General features: G+C 45.7%; 13 protein-coding genes. All 13 read right to left on the bottom strand.

All coding sequences use genetic code 11. From position 1 onward, the window contains the following. Positions 1–2: 2 nt before the first annotated feature. The 13 genes from gltB to LZZ85_RS25680 all read right to left on the bottom strand — a co-directional run bounded on the left by gltB (position 3) and on the right by LZZ85_RS25680 (position 18,923). Complete coding sequence (gltB, locus tag LZZ85_RS25620) at positions 3–4,529, bottom strand: glutamate synthase large subunit (RefSeq protein ID WP_237876517.1); 4,527 nt, start codon at positions 4,527–4,529, stop codon at positions 3–5. A gap of 309 nt (positions 4,530–4,838) precedes the next feature. Continuing rightward, on the bottom strand, positions 4,839–6,089 hold the full coding sequence (gene ilvA / locus LZZ85_RS25625) for a threonine ammonia-lyase (protein ID WP_237876518.1): 1,251 nt from the start codon (positions 6,087–6,089) through the stop codon (positions 4,839–4,841). Between the two features lie 145 nt (positions 6,090–6,234). Further along, positions 6,235–7,359: a ketol-acid reductoisomerase gene (gene ilvC / locus LZZ85_RS25630; RefSeq protein ID WP_237876519.1), complete on the bottom strand. Its 1,125-nt coding sequence runs from the start codon at positions 7,357–7,359 to the stop codon at positions 6,235–6,237. A 141-nt stretch (positions 7,360–7,500) separates the two neighbouring features. Then, a complete protein-coding gene (locus LZZ85_RS25635) occupies positions 7,501–7,968 on the bottom strand; it encodes a DinB family protein (protein WP_237876520.1) in 468 nt (155 codons plus the stop codon). A 65-nt stretch (positions 7,969–8,033) separates the two neighbouring features. Beyond that, a complete protein-coding gene (gene ilvN, locus LZZ85_RS25640) occupies positions 8,034–8,624 on the bottom strand; it encodes an acetolactate synthase small subunit (RefSeq protein ID WP_237876521.1) in 591 nt (196 codons plus the stop codon). A gap of 85 nt (positions 8,625–8,709) precedes the next feature. Next, positions 8,710–10,464 carry a biosynthetic-type acetolactate synthase large subunit gene (ilvB, locus tag LZZ85_RS25645; protein WP_237876523.1) on the bottom strand — a complete coding sequence of 585 codons (1,755 nt, stop codon included), beginning with the start codon at positions 10,462–10,464 and terminating at the stop codon, positions 8,710–8,712. A gap of 50 nt (positions 10,465–10,514) precedes the next feature. After that, positions 10,515–12,200, bottom strand: coding sequence for a dihydroxy-acid dehydratase (gene ilvD / locus LZZ85_RS25650; RefSeq protein ID WP_237876524.1), 1,686 nt, complete (start codon positions 12,198–12,200; stop codon positions 10,515–10,517). Between the two features lie 58 nt (positions 12,201–12,258). Continuing rightward, positions 12,259–13,179: a branched-chain amino acid transaminase gene (locus LZZ85_RS25655; protein WP_237876525.1), complete on the bottom strand. Its 921-nt coding sequence runs from the start codon at positions 13,177–13,179 to the stop codon at positions 12,259–12,261. Between the two features lie 339 nt (positions 13,180–13,518). After that, positions 13,519–14,634: a 3-isopropylmalate dehydrogenase gene (gene leuB, locus LZZ85_RS25660; RefSeq protein WP_237876526.1), complete on the bottom strand. Its 1,116-nt coding sequence runs from the start codon at positions 14,632–14,634 to the stop codon at positions 13,519–13,521. A gap of 18 nt (positions 14,635–14,652) precedes the next feature. Continuing rightward, positions 14,653–15,252: a 3-isopropylmalate dehydratase small subunit gene (gene leuD, locus LZZ85_RS25665; RefSeq protein ID WP_237876528.1), complete on the bottom strand. Its 600-nt coding sequence runs from the start codon at positions 15,250–15,252 to the stop codon at positions 14,653–14,655. A 106-nt stretch (positions 15,253–15,358) separates the two neighbouring features. Continuing rightward, a complete protein-coding gene (locus tag LZZ85_RS25670) occupies positions 15,359–16,117 on the bottom strand; it encodes a class I SAM-dependent methyltransferase (protein WP_237876529.1) in 759 nt (252 codons plus the stop codon). A 99-nt stretch (positions 16,118–16,216) separates the two neighbouring features. Continuing rightward, a complete protein-coding gene (gene leuC / locus LZZ85_RS25675) occupies positions 16,217–17,626 on the bottom strand; it encodes a 3-isopropylmalate dehydratase large subunit (protein ID WP_237876530.1) in 1,410 nt (469 codons plus the stop codon). Between the two features lie 124 nt (positions 17,627–17,750). Further along, positions 17,751–18,923 (bottom strand): 2-isopropylmalate synthase, encoded by a 1,173-nt coding sequence (locus LZZ85_RS25680; RefSeq protein ID WP_237876531.1) that lies wholly within the window; start codon positions 18,921–18,923, stop codon positions 17,751–17,753. Positions 18,924–19,015: the final 92 nt, after the last annotated feature.

Below are 19,015 nucleotides of genomic sequence, written 5' to 3' on the forward strand. Positions count from 1 at the left end.
TTTTACTTTTGAATTTTTACTTCGGCCGTGTTTGCCCGCTTTAAAGCAACCACCTTCTTGTAGTCTTTAGGAAACACTTTTACAAAATGCTGGAGTTGATTGTCCAGGTCCTGTAAAATGAATCGTGCAACAGTGCTGTCTGTATACTCGAGGTGTTTCTGGATGAGTGTGAACAATTCGTTCTTGTCTTCCAGTTCGCAAGCGTCAAGGTCGACCATTTCAAGGTTGCAGTTCTCTTTGAACTTACCTTTAACGTCATATACATACGCGATGCCGCCGCTCATACCGGCTGCAAAGTTTCTTCCTGTGTCGCCAAGTATGACTACAAGTCCACCTGTCATGTATTCACAACCGTGATCGCCTATTCCTTCCACCACCACATTTGCTCCTGAATTACGGACGCAGAAGCGTTCGCCGGCCTTTCCACGGATAAATGCTTCGCCGTTTGTTGCGCCATAGAATGCCACGTTGCCAATGATGCTGTTCTCTTCCGGAACAAATGATGCGTTGCGTGCGGGATAGATGATCAGTTTAGCACCGCTTAATCCTTTACCGAAATAATCATTCGCATCACCTTCCAGCTCCAGTGTTACCCCTTTGGTGTTGAATGCACCAAAGCTTTGTCCCGCTGTGCCGGTGAATTTGTAATGGATCGTATTCTCCGGTAATCCCGCTGCGCGGTATTTCTTTGTGATCTCGTTGGACAATACGGTGCCTGCCGTACGGTCTGTATTGATGATCGGGAATGACGCACGGACTGGTGTTTTATTTTCCAGGGCAGGTTTGGCTGCCTCAAGCAGTTTCCAGTCAAGGATATTCTGCATGCCATGATCCTGCTCTTCTGTGTTGTAAAGGCCTGTGTATTCAGATGCAGGCTCTTTGTAAAGAATAGGAGACAGGTCGAGGTTCTTATATTTCCAGTGCGTGATATCGTCTCTTACTTCGAGGTTCTCTACCTGGCCGATCATTTCATTGACGGTCTTATAACCGAGCTCTGCCATGATCTCGCGCAGTTCCTGTACCATAAAGCGGAAGAAATTCACTACGTGATCCGCTGCGCCGGTAAAGCGTTTGCGCAGATCAGGATCCTGGGTTGCCACACCAACCGGGCAGGTATTCAGGTGGCATTTGCGCATCAGGATACAACCTTCTACAACAAGCGCGGCTGTTGCGATACCCCATTCTTCAGCACCGAGCAGGGCTGCAACAGCAATATCGCGACCTGTTTTCATTTGACCATCAGCCTGTACCACTACACGGCTGCGGAGTTTATTTTTTACAAGAGTTTGGTGTGTTTCAGCCAGGCCAAGTTCCCATGGAAGACCAGCGTGTTTGATAGACGATACAGGTGATGCACCCGTACCACCGTCAAAACCTGCGATGAGTACTACGTCCGCTTTTGCTTTCGTAACTCCTGTAGCGATCGTTCCCACACCCGCTTTGCTCACCAGCTTTACACTGATGCGTGCTTTACGGTTTGCGTTTTTCAGATCAAAGATCAGCTGCGCAAGATCTTCGATTGAATAAATATCGTGGTGCGGAGGAGGAGAGATCAATCCAACGCCCGGAGTAGAGTGTCTTGTTTTGCCGATCCAGTCATCTACTTTATGTCCGGGCAACTGGCCGCCTTCGCCTGGTTTTGCGCCTTGTGCCATCTTGATCTGCAGCTCATCTGCTTCAGTAAGATAGAGGCTCGTTACACCGAAGCGGGCAGACGCCACCTGTTTGATGGAACTGCGCATAGAGTCACCGTTCTCCAGTGGTTCATATCTTCTTTCATCTTCACCGCCTTCACCTGTATTGCTTTTTGCACCGATGCGGTTCATGGCAATAGCCAGCGTGGTGTGTGCTTCCCAGGAGATAGAGCCAAAGCTCATGGCACCTGTAGCAAAGCGTTTGAAGATGCTTTCAGCCGGCTCTACTTCTTCAATAGAAACAGAAGGCCTGATCTTTTTGAACCGGAACAAGCTTCGTATCGTGCAGGCTTTTTCGCCCTGTTCGTTTACTAGCTTTGAGTATTTTTTAAACGTTGAGTAGTCGTTATGCTGCGTTGAATGCTGCAGCAAATGGATTGTCTGCGGATTGAAAAGGTGGAATTCTCCTTTTCTTTTCCATTGGTAAATGCCACCTACAGGTAAGCGGTCGACAGGAATATCTTTCTTGCTGAAAGCAAAGTAGTGCTTGGCCAGCGCTTCTTTTGCGATCTCATTGAGGCCCATGCCTTCGATACGTGAAGTTGCACCGGTGAAATATTTGTCCACCACTTCTCTGTTCAGCCCGAGGATCTCAAAGATCTGCGCGCCCTGGTATGACTGCAGTGTAGAGATCCCCATTTTGGAGAACACTTTCAGCAAACCATCATTAACAGCTTTGATGTAATTTTTCTTCAGTTCATCATGTGAGAGTGTTGTTTTCAGTTTTCCTGACTCTTTCATATCCCGGATCGAAGATAATGCGAGATATGGGTTGATGGCGGTTGCTCCGAATGCGATAAGGCAGGCGAAGTGATGAACTTCCCACGCATCACCTGCTTCTACGATCACGCCAACCTGGCCGCGCAGTCCTTTGCGGATCAGGTGGTGGTGGATCGCGGAAACAGCAAGCACTGACGGGATCGGGGCGTGATCGGAGTCGATCGCACGATCCTGCAATACAAGTACTTTAAAGCCGTCTTCCACTGCATCTACGGCATAGCGGCAGATGCGCTCCAGTGCGGCCTTCAGTGCGCCGTCCTTTCCATTTGCACGGAAATAACATTGCAGTGTTTTTGCCTGGAATAAACCTGTATCGATACTTCTGATCTTTTCCAGTTCGTGATTGGTAAGAACAGGTTGTTTTAATGCTACGCTATGACATGTCAATGGATCTTCGATCAGCAGGTTTCCGTTATTGCCGGCGAAGCTGGCTAAAGACATCACCAGTCTTTCGCGGATCGGGTCGATCGGCGGATTGGTAACCTGTGCAAAGAGTTGTTTGAAATAACTGGTCAGGTGTTGCGGCTGATCGCTTAATACAGCCAGCGGTGTATCCGTTCCCATTGAACCGATCGGCTCTTTTCCATCGAGTGCCATTGGCGCAATGATGTTGTCCAGGTCTTCGGTACTATAGCCAAATGCTTTCTGATATTTAAAGATCTGGTCGTGCTCAAGATGGGTGAACATGATACGTGGCTCTGGCAGTTCTTCCAGGCGGATCTTGTATTTGTTCAGCCATTCGCCGTAAGGCTTTTGAGAACAGATCTGTGCTTTCAGTTCTTCGTCGCTGATGATCTTTCCCTGCTCCATATCCACGACGAACATCTTGCCGGGTTGTAAGCGTCCTTTTTCTTTTATTAAAGAAGGGTGCACAGGAAGTACGCCTGTTTCAGAAGCGAGGATCACGCGATCATCTGAAGTCACGCAATAGCGTGAAGGACGAAGTCCGTTTCTGTCAAGTGTTGCTCCAATGATCTTTCCGTCTGTGAAAGAAATAGAAGCTGGTCCATCCCAGGGTTCCATGAATGCAGAGTGAAACTCATAGAATGCTTTCTTGACAGGATCCATATGATCATTTCCATCCCATGCTTCCGGGATCAGCATCATCATTACGTGCGGCAATGAGCGCCCCGTCATGGTGAGCAGTTCGATAATATTATCAAGGCATGCGCTATCTGATTGTCCGTTGGTGACAACTGGCAACAGCATATCCATCTCTTCTTTGGTGAAGTAAGGTGAAGTGAAATTCTTTTCACTTGTCTTCAGCCAGTTCAGGTTGCCTTGCAGTGTATTGATCTCACCATTATGTGCAATATAGCGGAATGGCTGAGCAAGTTTCCATGAAGGGAACGTGTTTGTCGCAAAGCGGGAGTGAACAAGACCGAATGCGCTTACCATTCTTTTATTGCTGAGATCGGTGAAGTATCCGCGAACCTGTCCGCTGGTAAGCTGACCTTTGTATACAATGGTCTTATAGGAAAGAGAAGCGAGGTAGAACCCAATCTCATCCTTTTTGACCGTATTATTAACTGTATGAGTGGCATAGTTGCGAAGAATGAATAGCTTGCGTTCAAATTCTTCGGGGTTGGAGATATGATCGGGGCAGGCAATGAATACCTGCTCTATCTCCGGTTCAACGCTGAGAGCTGTTGGGCCGATATCGTGTGTGTTGACGGGAACTTTACGGTATACGAGTACCTCAAGCCCAAGCTTTTCAGCCGTGCGGTTGAAGATCTCCCGGCATTCCTCGCGCAGGCGGATCTCTTTAGGGAAGAAGACCATTCCGACAGCGTATTTGCCATAGGAGGGCAGGTGGACACCGAGTTTTAGACATTCATCAAAGAAAAACTCGTGAGGTACCTGTATCATGATACCGGCGCCATCACCTGTATTGTTTTCACAACCGCAGGCACCGCGGTGTTCCATATTCTCCAAAACGGTCAGCGCGTCGGAGATATTCTGGTGTGATTTGCCACCTTTGATGTTTGCCACAAAACCGATCCCGCAGGCATCATGCTCGAAGGCAGGGTTGTACAATCCCATATTGCTCGACATAAGCAATTCAAGTTTTTTAGATAAAAAATAAAAAAGTATAAGAATCTCTGGAAAGCTGGCAAGAATCGATTGAAAATACTAAAAATTTTTCAGAGGAATTGGGACATTGGTGAAGAATTTTCCACAGGACGTGAAGAAAAGGAAGTAAAAATTCAGAAGTAAAAATTAAAAAAAAACTTACTATAAGGTATTTAGATCTTATTGATCAAATTTTTGTCTTGAGCCTTACGAAATCCATTTTTTTTACCTCCTTGATCGAAAATCAATTGATCAGATGCTATTTTTTAATTTTTACTTTTGACTTTTTAATTACACCAGATATCCAAACAAGGTGTCATTTTTGTTCAGCTCGGTGTACCTTATATTGTATTTTTCGAGATTTTCTATCAGGTTTTCGTAATCTTTCTTTGCCTGGAGCTCGATCCCGACGAGTGCCGGACCATTTTCCTTATTGTGCTTTTGCATGTATTCGAACCGGGTAATATCATCTGTAGGACTTAGGACATAGTTGACGAATTCTTTCAGGGCTCCTGGTCTTTGCGCGAAACTGATGAGGAAGTAGTGTTTAAGCCCCTCATATTGCAGGCTTCTTTCTTTGATCTCCTGCATCCGGTCGATGTCATTATTGCTGCCGCTTACGATACAAACCACATTTTTGCCTTTGATCCGGTCAGCAAAATCGTCCAGGGCTGCGATCGACATTGCTCCGGCTGGTTCAGCAACGATGGCGTCTTCATTATATAATTTCAGGATCGTGGTGCAGATCTTTCCTTCGGGCACCAATCTCATATCATCCAGTACGTCTTTGCAGATAGAGAAGGTAAGGTCACCAATGCGTTTTACAGCAGCACCGTCTACAAATCGTTCTATCTGCTCAAGCGTCACAGGATGGCCGGCGTTCAACGCTGTAAGCATTGATGGAGCTCCTTCAGGTTCAAGACCAACGATCTTTGTTTGCGGAGAGAATATTTTGAAATAAGAACCTACACCCGCGGCCAAACCGCCGCCGCCAACTGGAATAAAAACATAGTCGATGTCGGAAAGATCTTCAAGTATTTCAACGGCGACTGTTGCCTGTCCTTCAATGATGCGATAATCATCAAAAGGAGGGATAAAAGTCATTCCGTTTTCTTCTGTGAATTGTTTGGCAGCAATGGCGCAATCATCAAAAGTGTCTCCCACCAGTTTGATCTCGATATTGCTTTCGCCAAACATCCTGGTCTGATTCACTTTTTGTTTGGGAGTGATGATCGGCATAAATACAACACCTTTCACGCCAAGTTTTTTACAGCTATACGCAAAGCCCTGAGCATGGTTGCCCGCGCTGGCGCAAACAACGCCCACGCTGAGTTTTTCTGATGGAAGGCTTTTCATCATATTGAAGGCTCCGCGCAGTTTGTAGCTGCGAACGACCTGGAGGTCTTCACGCTTCAGGTAAACATTGCAGTTGTACTTGCGGGATAGGTTTGCATTCAACTGTAGCGGGGTCCGGTTTACAATGCCTTGTAAACGTTTAGCTGCTTCAGCGTAATGCAAAGTTGTATTCGTTATTACTTCCATCGTGTGTCTGTTATTTTTGAAGCAGTCCTTTGCGCACTCTGCGACTCCTTAGCGTACTTGGCGATACCTTTATTCCAAACATAAGTATCGCCAAGTACGCTAAGGAGTCGCAGAGAACGCAAAGGAGATCTGCTATAAGCTTAACCTAGCCTACTGATTCAGCTTTAAGAGCTTGCTGACGGAAAACATCTTTAGTAGAAGAGTCCGTTGCAGAAGCTTCTACATTTTGATTTTCCGGGCGAAGGCTTCTAACTGTTTTACCAGCCTGCCACATTTCGCTTTCACGCAGCTCTTTCAGTTCTGCATCAAGTTTCTCACGGTAGTCTGCTTGTGAGTTAGAGTCGATTGAACGCTGAGATTCTTTACCTGTAGCAACGCTCTCGTACAGTTCTTTGAATACAGGTGCAGTAGCATCACGGAATTTCTTCCACCAGTCGAGTGCGCCACGCTGTGCCGTTGTTGAACAGTTTGCATACATCCAGTCCATACCGTTTTCAGCCACGAGTGGCATGAGTGATTGCGTCAGTTCTTCAACAGTTTCGTTGAATGCTTCGCTTGGTGTATGTCCTTTATCACGCAGCACCTGGTATTGTGCAGCGAAGATCCCCTGGATAGCGCCCATCAATGTGCCACGCTCGCCGGTAAGATCAGAGTAAACTTCTTTTTTGAAATCAGTTTCGAAGAGGTAACCGCTTCCTACTGCAATACCGAGAGCAACAACGCGCTCTTTAGCTTTACCGGTTGCATCCTGGAAGATCGCATAAGAACTGTTCAATCCACGGCCCTGCAGGAACATTCTTCTCAGAGATGTACCTGAACCTTTTGGTGCAACCAGGAATACGTCCACATCTTTTGGAGGAACGATGCCGGTTTGCTCATTGAACGTGATACCAAAGCCATGAGAGAAATATAGTGCTTTACCTGGGGTCAGGTGTTTTTGTACAGTAGGCCACAGGGCGATCTGCGCAGCATCGCTCAACAGGTAGCAGATGATAGTTCCTTTTTGAAGAGCTTCTTCAATTTCAAACAACGTTTCACCTGGTACAAATCCATCTTTTATGGCTTTATCCCATGTTTTGGAATTCTTACGCTGACCTACGATCACATTGATGCCGTTATCTTTCTGGTTAAGGGCCTGACCAGGACCTTGTACGCCATAGCCAATAACCGCTACTGTTTCATTTTTTAAAACTTCCTGCGCTTTGCTTAAAGGAAATTCTTCACGGGTTACAACGTTTTCCTCAACGCCGCCGAAATTTAGTTTTGCCATTGTTTAAAAATTAAAAATTAAAAAGTAAAAATTCCAAATATGTTTCTAAGTAAAAATTCAAAAGTGAAAATTAAAAATATCAGGCATCGGGTCAGTGGTTGTTCTTCTGTCTTGAAGTCCCGGTTTTTTAATTTTTACTTTTTAATTTTTTACTTGTCTTTGTTGCGCCATTGCATAACCATAATGCAAAGCATCATGTGTTGCCAGATAGTGAACGGCTTCATCCAGTGTGTTGATGGTGATGCCATAGCTGGTTGGAAGTTGCTCATACGTCCGGCGTAAGAACAGTCCGGCTTGCATGTCTTCTTCCAGTTGATCTATCTGGTGTTTCAATTCCTTTTTGAAAAGAGCTATTTCTTCTTTTGTTACCGGTTGCTCAGGTTTGCTTCCTTTCCTGAATCGCTCCGTTAAAGAAGGAGCGATGCTGCTATTGAATCCCATCCGTACATAGCAAAGTGTTTGTTGTGTAACGATGATATGTCCGAAGTTCCAGATGATATTGTTATTAAATCCTTCGGGGATCTTATTCAGCTGCTCTTCTGTCAACCCTTCAATAAGCTTCAAAAAATTCTTCCTGGTCGTTCTTATTATCTCTAAAGTATTATCCATATTGTTCGTATCTGTCGTATCAAGTCAACGTTTTTTAATTTTTACTTTTGACTTTTTACTTCGCTCTACATGGTAAACACTTTCTCATTATCATTCAGGTACTCATTCTCTGCTGCATCTTCACCTGGTTCCCTGTATTCGAACTCTTTCAGTTTTTCGTGGAAGCCATCGCTTGCTTTGATGATAGCAACCCGCGCGCTTCTGACAAATTCGATGAGGCCAAACGGCTCCAGTACTTTGATCAGGTTGTCAGTCTCTTCACGGTGTCCCGCCACTTCAAAAACCGTATAGTCTTTACGGATCACAACAGCATTGGCTCCATGCTCTCGTAATAACCGTTCCACCTGAACATGTTCAGCAATAATATCTGTAGGTACTTTATACAGCGCCAGTTCCTGCCAGATGATCTCATCATTGGTGTTGTAATATGCCTTCAATACTTCCACTTGTTTTTCGATCTGGCGGCAAAGCTTTCTTACAACATCCTCTGTTTCGTTGATCACGATAGTGAAACGGTGAACGCTATCCACCTCAGAAGGAGAAGTGTTCAGGCTTTCCACATTGATCTTTCTTCTGGAAAAGATAATAGCGATCCTGTTCAGTAAACCGATCTGGTTCTCTGTATAAACTGTTATTGTATATTCCTGCTTTAACATAAGTTTCAAAGTAAAAAGTCAAAATTACCCCGCCTATCAATTTCAAGTCTCCGCTGGCGGTAAGCGGGGGACTTTTGAATTTGCATCAGATCTCTTCCCGGGATAAGACAATCTCCGCGACCCCACGCCCTTGCGGTACCATCGGAAACACATTATTTTCTTTTCCTACCATGATCTCCAACAGGAAGCTGCCTTTGTTATCCAGCATTTCTTTCAGCGAGCTTTGAAGGTCTTCGCGTTTGGAGATGCTTTTGCCAGGGATACCAAATCCTTTTGCCACCTGAACAAAATCAGGGCTGGTGATATCTACAAATGAATATCTCTTTTCATGAAAGAGCTGTTGCCATTGTCTAACCATTCCGAGAAACTGATTATTCAGGATCAGGATCTTTACATCAGGTTTGAATTGCATGATAGTGCCGAGCTCCTGTAGTGTCATCTGGAAGCCGCCGTCACCGATGATCGCCACTGTTTTGCGCGAAGGATCGCCGTATGCAGCACCGATCGCTGCAGGTAATGCAAATCCCATGGTGCCGAGACCGCCGCTGGTCACATTGCTGCGCGTTTGATTGAACTTTGCATAACGGCAGGCTACCATCTGGTGCTGGCCTACATCGGTAACGATGATCGCATCGCCATTGGTTAATGCATTCAGCTCTTTCAATACTTCACCCATCGTCAGGATATCGCCGGTTGGGTTGAGTTCTTCTTTGATGACTTTATCTTCTTCCTGCTGCTGAAAATCTTTAAAGTGTTGCAGCCATGCGGGATATACTTTTGGCTCTATAAGTTCTGTGAGCAGTGGTAGTGTTTCTTTGCAATCTCCCCAAACAGGTACTTCAGCTTTTACGTTCTTGTCTATCTCTGCAGGATCGATATCAAGGTGAACGATCTTTGCCTGTTTCGCATATTTATCCAGGCGGCCGGTTACACGGTCATCGAAGCGCATGCCAATGGCGATCAAAACATCGCATTCGTTGGTCAATACGTTTGGACCGTAGTTGCCATGCATGCCCAGCATACCAACACCAAGCGGGTGATCGGTTGGAAGGGCGCTCATGCCCATGATCGTCCATGCTGCAGGGATACCTGATTTCTCGATGAATTTTTTGAACTCCTTTTCTGCTTTACCCAGAATAACACCCTGACCAAAGATCACGAATGGCTTTTCCGCTTCGTTGATCAGTTTGGCAGCCTCTTCCACATAGCTTTTACGCACGATCGGTTTCGGGCGATAGCTGCGGATATGATTGCATTTTTCATATCCTGCATAATCGAACTTCTGCATCTGTGCATTCTTGGTGATATCGATCAGTACCGGGCCGGGACGGCCACTCTTCGCGATATAGAATGCTTTTGCCAGTACAGCCGGGATTTCAGTAGCATCTGTTACCTGGTAATTCCATTTGGTAATGGGTGTGGTGATATTGATCACGTCGGTCTCCTGGAATGCATCGGTGCCAAGCAGGTGAGCAAACACCTGGCCGGTGATACATACAACAGGAGTGGAGTCGATCATAGCATCTGCTAAACCTGTTACTAGGTTGGTTGCGCCGGGGCCGCTGGTTGCAAATACCACACCTACCTCACCAGATGCACGTGCATAACCCTGTGCGGCATGGATCGCGCCCTGTTCGTGACGGACAAGAATATGTTTGAGGCGATCATTGTAATCATACAAAGCATCATAGATCGGCATGATCGCACCGCCGGGATAACCGAATATAGTTTCCACGCCTTCCGCTAAAAAAGCTTCCAGCACAGCTTCACTTCCTGAGATAGAAGTTGTCGTTTTTGTTGTTGGCTTTACCTGGTCTTTATTTATCTGGAGCGTATCCATAAGCTCGATTTTTTAAGTAAAAATTCAAAATTAAAAAGTAAAAAAGTGTCTTAATCTTCATCAGTTACACAGCCTTCGCTTGCGTTCTTTACACTTTTTGCGTATTTATATAAAACACCTTTGGTGACTTTCAGCGCTGGTTGTTTCCATGCAGCTTTTCTCTTTGCGATCTCTTCTGCGCTTACCTTCAGGTTGAGCGTGTTCTTTACCGCGTCGATCTCGATGATATCATCATCTTGTACAAGACCGATCAGGCCACCTTCAAAAGCTTCCGGTGTGATATGTCCTACCACGAATCCGTGTGTACCACCGCTGAAACGGCCATCTGTGATGAGTGCAACTGATTTACCTAAGCCAGCGCCGATGATCGCGCCGGTTGGTTTCAGCATTTCCGGCATACCTGGTGCGCCTTTCGGCCCGATATTGCGGATCACGATCACGTCGCCAGCATGTACTTTTTTTGAAGCAAGGCCTGCAAGCAGATCTTTTTCTCCATCAAATACGCGGGCAGTTCCTTCAAAACGTTCTCCCTCTTTACCGCTGATCTTTGCCACGCTTCCTTTTTCTGCAAGGTTGCCGTAAAGGATCTGCAGGTGACCTGTTGCTTTCAATGGTCTTTCGAGTGGATAGATGATATCCTGCTTTTCGAAGTCGAGATCAGGCGCTTCTGCAAGATTTTCTGCCACAGTTTTACCTGTTACAGTCAGGCAATTACCATGAAGCAGGCCTTTCCCTAATAAGTATTTCATGACAGCGGGAACACCGCCGTGTTTGTGCAGATCTTCCATCATGTATTTGCCGCTTGGCTTGAAGTCGGCCAGTACAGGAATACGATCACTGATCGCCTGGAAGTCATCCGGTGTGAGCGGCACATCCACGCTTTTCGCGATTGCGATCAGGTGAAGCACAGCGTTGGTGCTTCCTCCAAGAACCATGATCACGGTGATGGCATTTTCAAATGCCTCACGCGTCATGATATCGCGTGGTTTTATATCTTTTTCGAGTAGTAATTTGATAGCGGCTCCGGCAGCTGCACATTCTTTCTGTTTGTCTTCGCTCAGTGCGGGATTCGAAGATGAATTTGGTAAGCTCATGCCCAATGCTTCGATCGCGCTCGCCATTGTATTCGCTGTATACATACCACCGCAGGCGCCGGCTCCAGGGCAGGAGTTCTTGATGATTCCTTTGAAGTCGCCTTCTTCCAGTGTACCAGCGATCTTTCTTCCTACCGCTTCGAACGCACTTACAATGTTCAGGTGATGTTCGTCTTTATAATGACCGGGAGCGATCGTACCGCCATACAGCATGATGGAAGGGCGGTTCAAACGGCCCATTGCCATGACAGAACCCGGCATGTTCTTATCGCATCCCGGAACAGTGATCAGTGCGTCGTAATACTGCGCGCCTGCATTGGTTTCAATACTGTCTGCGATCACGTCACGGCTTACGAGACTGTAACGCATGCCATCTGTTCCCATACTGATCCCATCACTCACACCAATGGTATAGAATTTCAATCCAAGAAGACCATCAACGGCATCAACGCTTTTTTTGATGCTGACAGAAAGATCATTCAGGTGCATATTGCACGGGTTTCCGTCCCATCCCATACTCACAATGCCCACCTGTGCTTTATGGAAATCTTCTTCCTTAAAGCCAATACCATAATACATGGCTTGTGCACCTGCCTGGGTTTCGTCCTGCGTTAATGTCTTCGAGTATTTATTCAACTCCATGATTAAGTAAAAATTAAAAATTTAAAAGTCAAAATATGTTCAAAAGTTAAGTGATGGCTCAAGCTGAGGCGAGGCTATTTTTACTTTTTACTTTTGATTTTTGACTTGATTCGGTTACGCGATCTTTATATGCGGTTTGAATTTTTTTGCTGATCGAGTCATTCCAGTTTCCTGGAAATTTTGTTTCATCTATGCTTTCCCAGCCGATCACTTCGGCGGCGGTGCCGCAGAAGAAAGCGGTGTCTGCTTCTTTAAGTTGCTCAAGCGAATACTGACCTTCTTCTACCGGTATATCCAATTCATTGCAAAGCTCAAGCACAGTTGCCCTTGTGATGCCTGGTAAGATATTGCCCAGGGCAGGAGTGAACAGTGTACCCTCTTTTTCAAAAAAGATGTTCGCGCCGGGCCCTTCTGCAATGAAGCCATTCATGTCAGTAAGTAAAGCTTCATCATATCCTGCAGCTTTAGCTTCCTGGCTGGCGAGAATGGAGTTTACATAATGACCGCCAGCTTTTGCCTGGATATTAAATCCTTTCGGATTCGGGCGCTGATATGAAGAGGTTTTTATTCTCAGCAGCTTTTCTCCAAGAAATGGCTGCATTTCCCAGACCTGGATGGCGATGAATGATTCTGTATTCTTCGCAAAGCTCATATTCGCCGGCGCAAATACGACCGGACGGATATAAGCATCCTGCATATTGTTTCTTTTCAGCACTTCATAGTTAGCGGCGATCAACTCATCTACTGTCCAGGTATAAGGCATGTTCATCAGGCGGGATGACTCTGCGAGGCGCTCATAATGTTCTTTTGCCTTGAAGATCTTCGTTTCCCCATGGATATTCTTATACGAACGGATGCCTTCGAATACGGAATAGCCATAGTGAAGCGACTGACTGTATAAGTCCATCTTTGCTTCACTGGCTTTCACGAATTCGCCATTCAGCCACAGTACCGTATGTTCATTATAATAAGAAGCCATGGTTATCTATTTAAGGAGTATGCATAAAAAAACCCGCCTTTTTGGAGGCGGGTTCGTATTTCGTTTTTTGAATTCTATATACAATTTCCACCTCCAGACGTTGCAGGAATAATAATCACCACCACAATAATGATTGCGGCAATCACGGAGATGATTTTATGTATTCTGCTGTTGTACATGAAGGATGTTATACTCCAAATATAGGACATCCTTCAATATGACAAAGAACTTCGTCGAAATATTGAAAAAGTAAAAATTAAAAAGTAAAAAACTTCAGATTTGCAAGTCTGACCCGATTATAGACCCTGTTTTTTAAATTTTTAATTTTGACTTTTTAATTTAAATGATGGTCGATTTCCTCGCTTCAATATTCTCCTGCTTCACAGATCCCGGGATCTTTCCACTCACATAGTCACTGATCAGCTCTCCGAGTGTGGAAGTGAAATAGAAGTTTACCGGATCGATATCTTTTGTTACAAACCCGTTTGTTAAAGTCCAGTTCACGGCTTCTCTCACCAGGCCGGCTTCTTCCGTTAATCCGAAATGATCAAGCAGCATTGCTGCTGAAAGGATAGAACCAAGCGGGTTGGCAATATCTTTACCAGCTGCCTGCGGATAAGAGCCATGGATGGGCTCGAATAGTGCGGAGCCGCTTCCGATCGATGCTGAAGGCAGCAACCCAAGTGATCCGCTGATCACACTCGCCTCATCGCTGATGATATCACCAAACATGTTTTCGGTTAACACCACATCGAATTGTTTTGGATTCAGGATGATCTGCATGGCAGCGTTGTCTACAAACAGGAAGTCAAGTTCCACATCACTATACTGGCTGGCGATCTCTTTCACCACTTTGCGCCAGAGGCGTGAAGTTTCCAGTACGTTCGCTTTATCAACCAGGGTGAGTTTCTTTCTTCTTTTTTGTGCGGCCTGGAAAGCCAGGTGTGTAATCCGCTCGATCTCTTCAGCGGAGTATACGCAATCATCAGAAGCTGAGTTGCCGTCAGCACTGATCTCTTTCTTACCGAAGTAGATACCGCCGGTAAGTTCACGGTAGATCACAAAATCTACGTCCTCGATATTCTTTGTCTTCAGGGGAGACAGATGATGGAGAGCGGTGTATGTTGTTACAGGGCGGATATTTGCAAACAACTGTAATGACTTACGCAGTTTAAGCAAACCCTGCTCTGGTCTTACTTTAGCAGTAGGGTCGTTATCATATTTCGGATGACCGATCGCACCGAAGAGGATCGCATCGCTGTTCAGGCAAACTTCAATCGTTTCGTCAGGAAGGGGACTGCCGGTCTTGTCGATGGCATCAGCGCCCATCAGGCAATACGTGTATTTAAATTCATGACCAAATGAATCAGCGATCGCGTTCAATACGCGGATAGACTGACGTGTTACTTCCGGGCCGATACCGTCACCTTCAATGACTGCAATGTTTTTATTCATGGTAGTAGTTTGGCTTTATTAATGGATTGGATCTTTTTCGAATTGTTCTATTTCCGGTTTAATGCTTAATAAGAAATCAATATCGTCGTATCCATTCAACAGGCATGTTTTTTTATAGCTGTTGATATCAAAAGATTCTTGTTCTCCAGTTGATTTGATCCGGATAACCTGCTCTGGCAGATTCACTTCAATTTCCGTTGCCGGATCACTCTCTACTGCTGTAAATATTTTCTGCAGGAATTCTTCAGATGTAGTTACCGGCAGCAGGAAATTGTTCAATGCATTGTTCTTAAAGATGTCTGCAAAGAAGCTGCTCACCACTACATCATATCCCGCATCCTTGATCGCCCATGCCGCATGCTCCCGGCTTGATCCACAACCAAAGTTCTTTGCCGCCACCAGGATCGTTCCTTTATAAGTAGGATCATTCAGTACAAAGTCCTTCTTCGGCTTTGTTTCATCATCCTGCTCATATCGCCAGTCGCGGAACAGGTTCTTCCCAAATCCATCTCTGCTTGTTGCTTTCAGAAAGCGCGCAGGAATGATCTGGTCTGTATCCACGTTCTCGATGTTCAGTGGAACGGCGGTGGAGGTGACTATGTTGATTTGTTTGCTCATGCAAGAGTTTGTTTTGAAAGTTTTAAAGTTTAATAGTTTAAAAGTTTAAAAGTTTCGAGGTTTAATGTTTGCTATTGGATAATCCAACTATTAAACCATTAAACTTTTAAACTTTTTTGACCGCTCTCATCCTCAATCTCACATAATCCGCCCACCAGTTCCCTTCCCGGTAGTGCGTCGGTCTCAGTATTTCAACGGCCCGGTTGATGATCTTTTCAGTGGTTGGAGCTGGCAGGTGTTTGAAGAAAAATGATGCAAACATGTTGAACCAGTTCTTCATCCCGTCTTCGCCATCCAGTTTAGTATCCCGTTGGAAATACAATGATTGCTGGATAGAAAAGCCCTGTTTTTCCAATAGCGCCGCATACGTGGCTACTGAAGGAAAATACCAGTGATCTGTTAATTCAGTGATGCCTTTTTCTTTTGCGGCAGTGTGTAATGCCTCTACTAACGACCGTACATTATGCTGACCGCCCATTTCGAAAACAAAGCGGCCACCGGGTTTCAGACTGTTCCATACATTTTTCAATGTTGCCGGTTGGTCTGCGATCCAGTGTAATGTTGCATTAGAGAAGATGGCATCAAACTTTTCTTCAAAAGAAAAATCAGTAGCATCTTTTACAAAGAACTCGATCGAAGGGTAGGAGGCTTTTGCTTTTTCGATCATCTCTGCAGATGCATCGATACCCGTCACCTTTGTCCCAAACCCTGCTATATCATTTGCCAGCTTACCAGTTCCGCAACCCAGGTCAAGGATCGCTTCACCAGCTGATGGTTGCAGCCAATCGATAAGCGCTTCTCCGTATTGTGATACAAAGGCGTGCTTGTTGTCGTAAAGGCTTGCGTTCCATTTGATCTCTGGCATGATGTTAATTCAAAAGTCAAAATTAAAAAGTAGAAAATCCTGGGTCGAAATGTCAAACTCAAAATGTATCGCCTGTTTTCAGTGGCGTTTTTTTACTTTTTAATTTTGACTTTTGAATTTCAGTTCCTCGCGGATATCTCCGACTTCGCCAGTTATCGCTGCTAAGGCAGCTGTCAACGGACTCGCGAGGAACGTTCTCGCATTTGGTCCCTGTCTTCCTTCAAAATTTCTGTTGGAAGTAGAGATGCAATATTTACCGGCAGGGATCTTGTCTTCGTTCATACCGAGGCATGCGCTGCAGCCTGGCTGGCGAAGCATGAAACCGGCTTCTTCAAATATTTTGTCGATGCCTTCTTCGATCGCTTGCTTTTCTACCTGCTTGCTGCCTGGAACGATCCATACTTCTACATCCTTTGCTTTGTGTTTTCCTTTTACGAAGGAAGCAACCATACGGAGGTCTTCGATGCGGGAGTTGGTGCAGCTGCCGATGAATACATAATCAACTTTCGTTCCTTTGATATTGGCACCGGCTTCGAGACCCATATAGCCGATTGCTTTCTGGAAAGAAGGTTTTTCTTTTTCGTCGATCTCGTTCAATGCAGGAACATGACCCGTTACGCCAACACCCATACCAGGGTTGGTGCCGTAGGTGATCATTGGTTCGATGTCTGCTGCGTCGATGTTCACTTCTGCATCAAACTTCGCGTCCTTGTCTGTATATAATGTTTTCCAGTAAGCCAGTTTCTCCTCCCATTCTTTTCCCTGGGGAGCGAACTTGCGTCCTTTTACATATTCGAAGGTTGTTTCGTCCGGAGCGATCATACCGCAACGGGCGCCCATTTCGATGCTCATATTGCAGATGGTCATGCGTGCTTCCATAGACAAAGCACGGATCGCAGAGCCGGCAAATTCAACAGCATAACCTGTTGCGCCGCTCGCAGATATTTTGGAGAGAATATAGAGAACGATGTCTTTGCTGACAACGCCTTCATTCAATGTTCCTTCAACGTTGATGCGCATCAGCTTTGGTTTGCTTTGCATCAAACATTGTGTGGCCAGCACCATTTCCACCTCGCTGGTACCGATACCGAAAGCAATGCTTCCAAAGGCACCGTGGGTGGAAGTATGGCTATCGCCACAAACCATGGTCATGCCCGGCTGTGTGAAACCCAATTCAGGTCCGATCACGTGAACGATGCCCTGGTAAGGATGCCCGAGCCCATAAAGCTCGATGCCATGCTCAGCGCAATTCTTTTTTAACGCTTCAACCTGTAAACGCGAAAGCTCTTCTTTGATGGGAAGATGCTGGTTGAGCGTTGGAACGTTGTGGTCAGCCGTTGCAACCACTTGTTTCGGACGGAAAACTTTTATACCACGCGCATTCAGTCCGTTGAATGCCTGCGGGCTGGTTACTTCATGGATAAAATGTGTATCAATATAAAAAACGGAAGGGCCGCCGTCAATGGTCTTGACAACGTGCTTGTCCCAGATCTTTTCAAATAATGTCATAAAACGCGAATTGGATCACAAATGGCCGCGAATGATCGCGAATAGAGTCTGTTAATATGGATCAGTTTGAATGGCTGTGAATGAACGGGAGAAATCTTTTCGCGATCATTCGCGGCCATTGGTGTTAGTTGGAAACGACCGTCGCTTCATAGACTGTTGCTAATTCGCGTAAGTCGGTGTCTTCGACTTCTTTTTTGCTGTCTGCTACTTTCAGGAATTCTGTATACAGTACGTCGATATCGTTACGGTTGAACTGATGTCCGAGTTTCTGGAAGCGGTGAGCGAGTGCGGAACGTCCGCTGCGTGCAGTGAGAACGATCTTGGAACCGTCTGCACCAACTTCTTCAGGAGCGATGATCTCATAGGTCTGCGCATCTTTCAGGAATCCGTCCTGGTGAATGCCGGAAGAGTGAGAGAAGGCATTGGCGCCAACGATGGCTTTATTTGCCTGAACCGGCATACGCATCGTGTCAGATACGAGGCGGCTCATTGGGTTCAATTGGGTGGTGTTCACGCCTGTATAGAAACCGAGAGTTTGCTGATGTTGTTTCAGTACCATCACCACTTCTTCCAGTGACGTGTTGCCGGCTCTTTCACCGAGGCCGTTGATCGTACATTCGATCTGGCGGGCACCAGCGATCACCCCTGCGATAGAATTAGCGGTTGCGAGACCGAGATCATTATGGCAATGACAGCTGAGAATTGCTTTATCGATATTCGGAACGTTATTGATCAGGTAAGCGATCTTCTCACCATATTGATGCGGCAGGCAATAGCCTGTTGTATCGGGGATATTCACGACAGTTGCACCTGCAGCGATCACAGCTTCCACCACGCGTGCGAGGTATTCATTTTCAGTACGGCCGGCATCTTCTGCATAGAACTCAACATCGTCAACAAAGTTCTTCGCCCATTTCACACACTGAGCGGCACGCTCCAGAATGTCTTCACGGGTTGAGTTGAATTTTGATTTGATATGAAAATCGGACGTGCCGATACCTGTATGGATACGAGGTCTTTTAGCGTGCTTAAGAGCAGCCGCAGCTGACTCGATATCTTTCAGTACTGCACGGCTGAGTCCGCAAACAGTAGTGTTCTTAATCACTTTGGAGATCTCCTGTACCGACTCAAAGTCGCCAGGCGAAGAGATCGGAAATCCTGCTTCGATGATGTCAACCCCCAGGTTTTCCAACGCAAGGGCCAGTTCGATCTTTTCCTTTGTGTTGAGTTTGCAGCCAGGTACCTGCTCGCCATCGCGCAGCGTGGTATCGAAGATGTGGATTTTTCCGTCAGCCATAATTAATTGATATATTGGAGGGTGATTAAATTTTCCGCTGCTTATTTTTGTGTTCCTTATCTGAAAATAGACAGCGGTCTACTAAATTATCA

This window comes from Terrimonas ginsenosidimutans (assembly GCF_022012415.1).
Lineage (GTDB): Bacteria > Bacteroidota > Bacteroidia > Chitinophagales > Chitinophagaceae > Terrimonas_A > Terrimonas_A ginsenosidimutans.

Coding starts and splice junctions, on each gene's coding strand:
- gltB (WP_237876517.1), bottom strand. CDS start 4,529: ATGTCGAGCAATATGGGATTGTACAACCCTGCCTTCGAGCATGATGCC.
- ilvA (WP_237876518.1), bottom strand. CDS start 6,089: ATGGAAGTAATAACGAATACAACTTTGCATTACGCTGAAGCAGCTAAA.
- ilvC (WP_237876519.1), bottom strand. CDS start 7,359: ATGGCAAAACTAAATTTCGGCGGCGTTGAGGAAAACGTTGTAACCCGT.
- LZZ85_RS25635 (WP_237876520.1), bottom strand. CDS start 7,968: ATGGATAATACTTTAGAGATAATAAGAACGACCAGGAAGAATTTTTTG.
- ilvN (WP_237876521.1), bottom strand. CDS start 8,624: ATGTTAAAGCAGGAATATACAATAACAGTTTATACAGAGAACCAGATC.
- ilvB (WP_237876523.1), bottom strand. CDS start 10,464: ATGGATACGCTCCAGATAAATAAAGACCAGGTAAAGCCAACAACAAAA.
- ilvD (WP_237876524.1), bottom strand. CDS start 12,200: ATGGAGTTGAATAAATACTCGAAGACATTAACGCAGGACGAAACCCAG.
- LZZ85_RS25655 (WP_237876525.1), bottom strand. CDS start 13,179: ATGGCTTCTTATTATAATGAACATACGGTACTGTGGCTGAATGGCGAA.
- leuB (WP_237876526.1), bottom strand. CDS start 14,634: ATGAATAAAAACATTGCAGTCATTGAAGGTGACGGTATCGGCCCGGAA.
- leuD (WP_237876528.1), bottom strand. CDS start 15,252: ATGAGCAAACAAATCAACATAGTCACCTCCACCGCCGTTCCACTGAAC.
- LZZ85_RS25670 (WP_237876529.1), bottom strand. CDS start 16,117: ATGCCAGAGATCAAATGGAACGCAAGCCTTTACGACAACAAGCACGCC.
- leuC (WP_237876530.1), bottom strand. CDS start 17,626: ATGACATTATTTGAAAAGATCTGGGACAAGCACGTTGTCAAGACCATT.
- LZZ85_RS25680 (WP_237876531.1), bottom strand. CDS start 18,923: ATGGCTGACGGAAAAATCCACATCTTCGATACCACGCTGCGCGATGGC.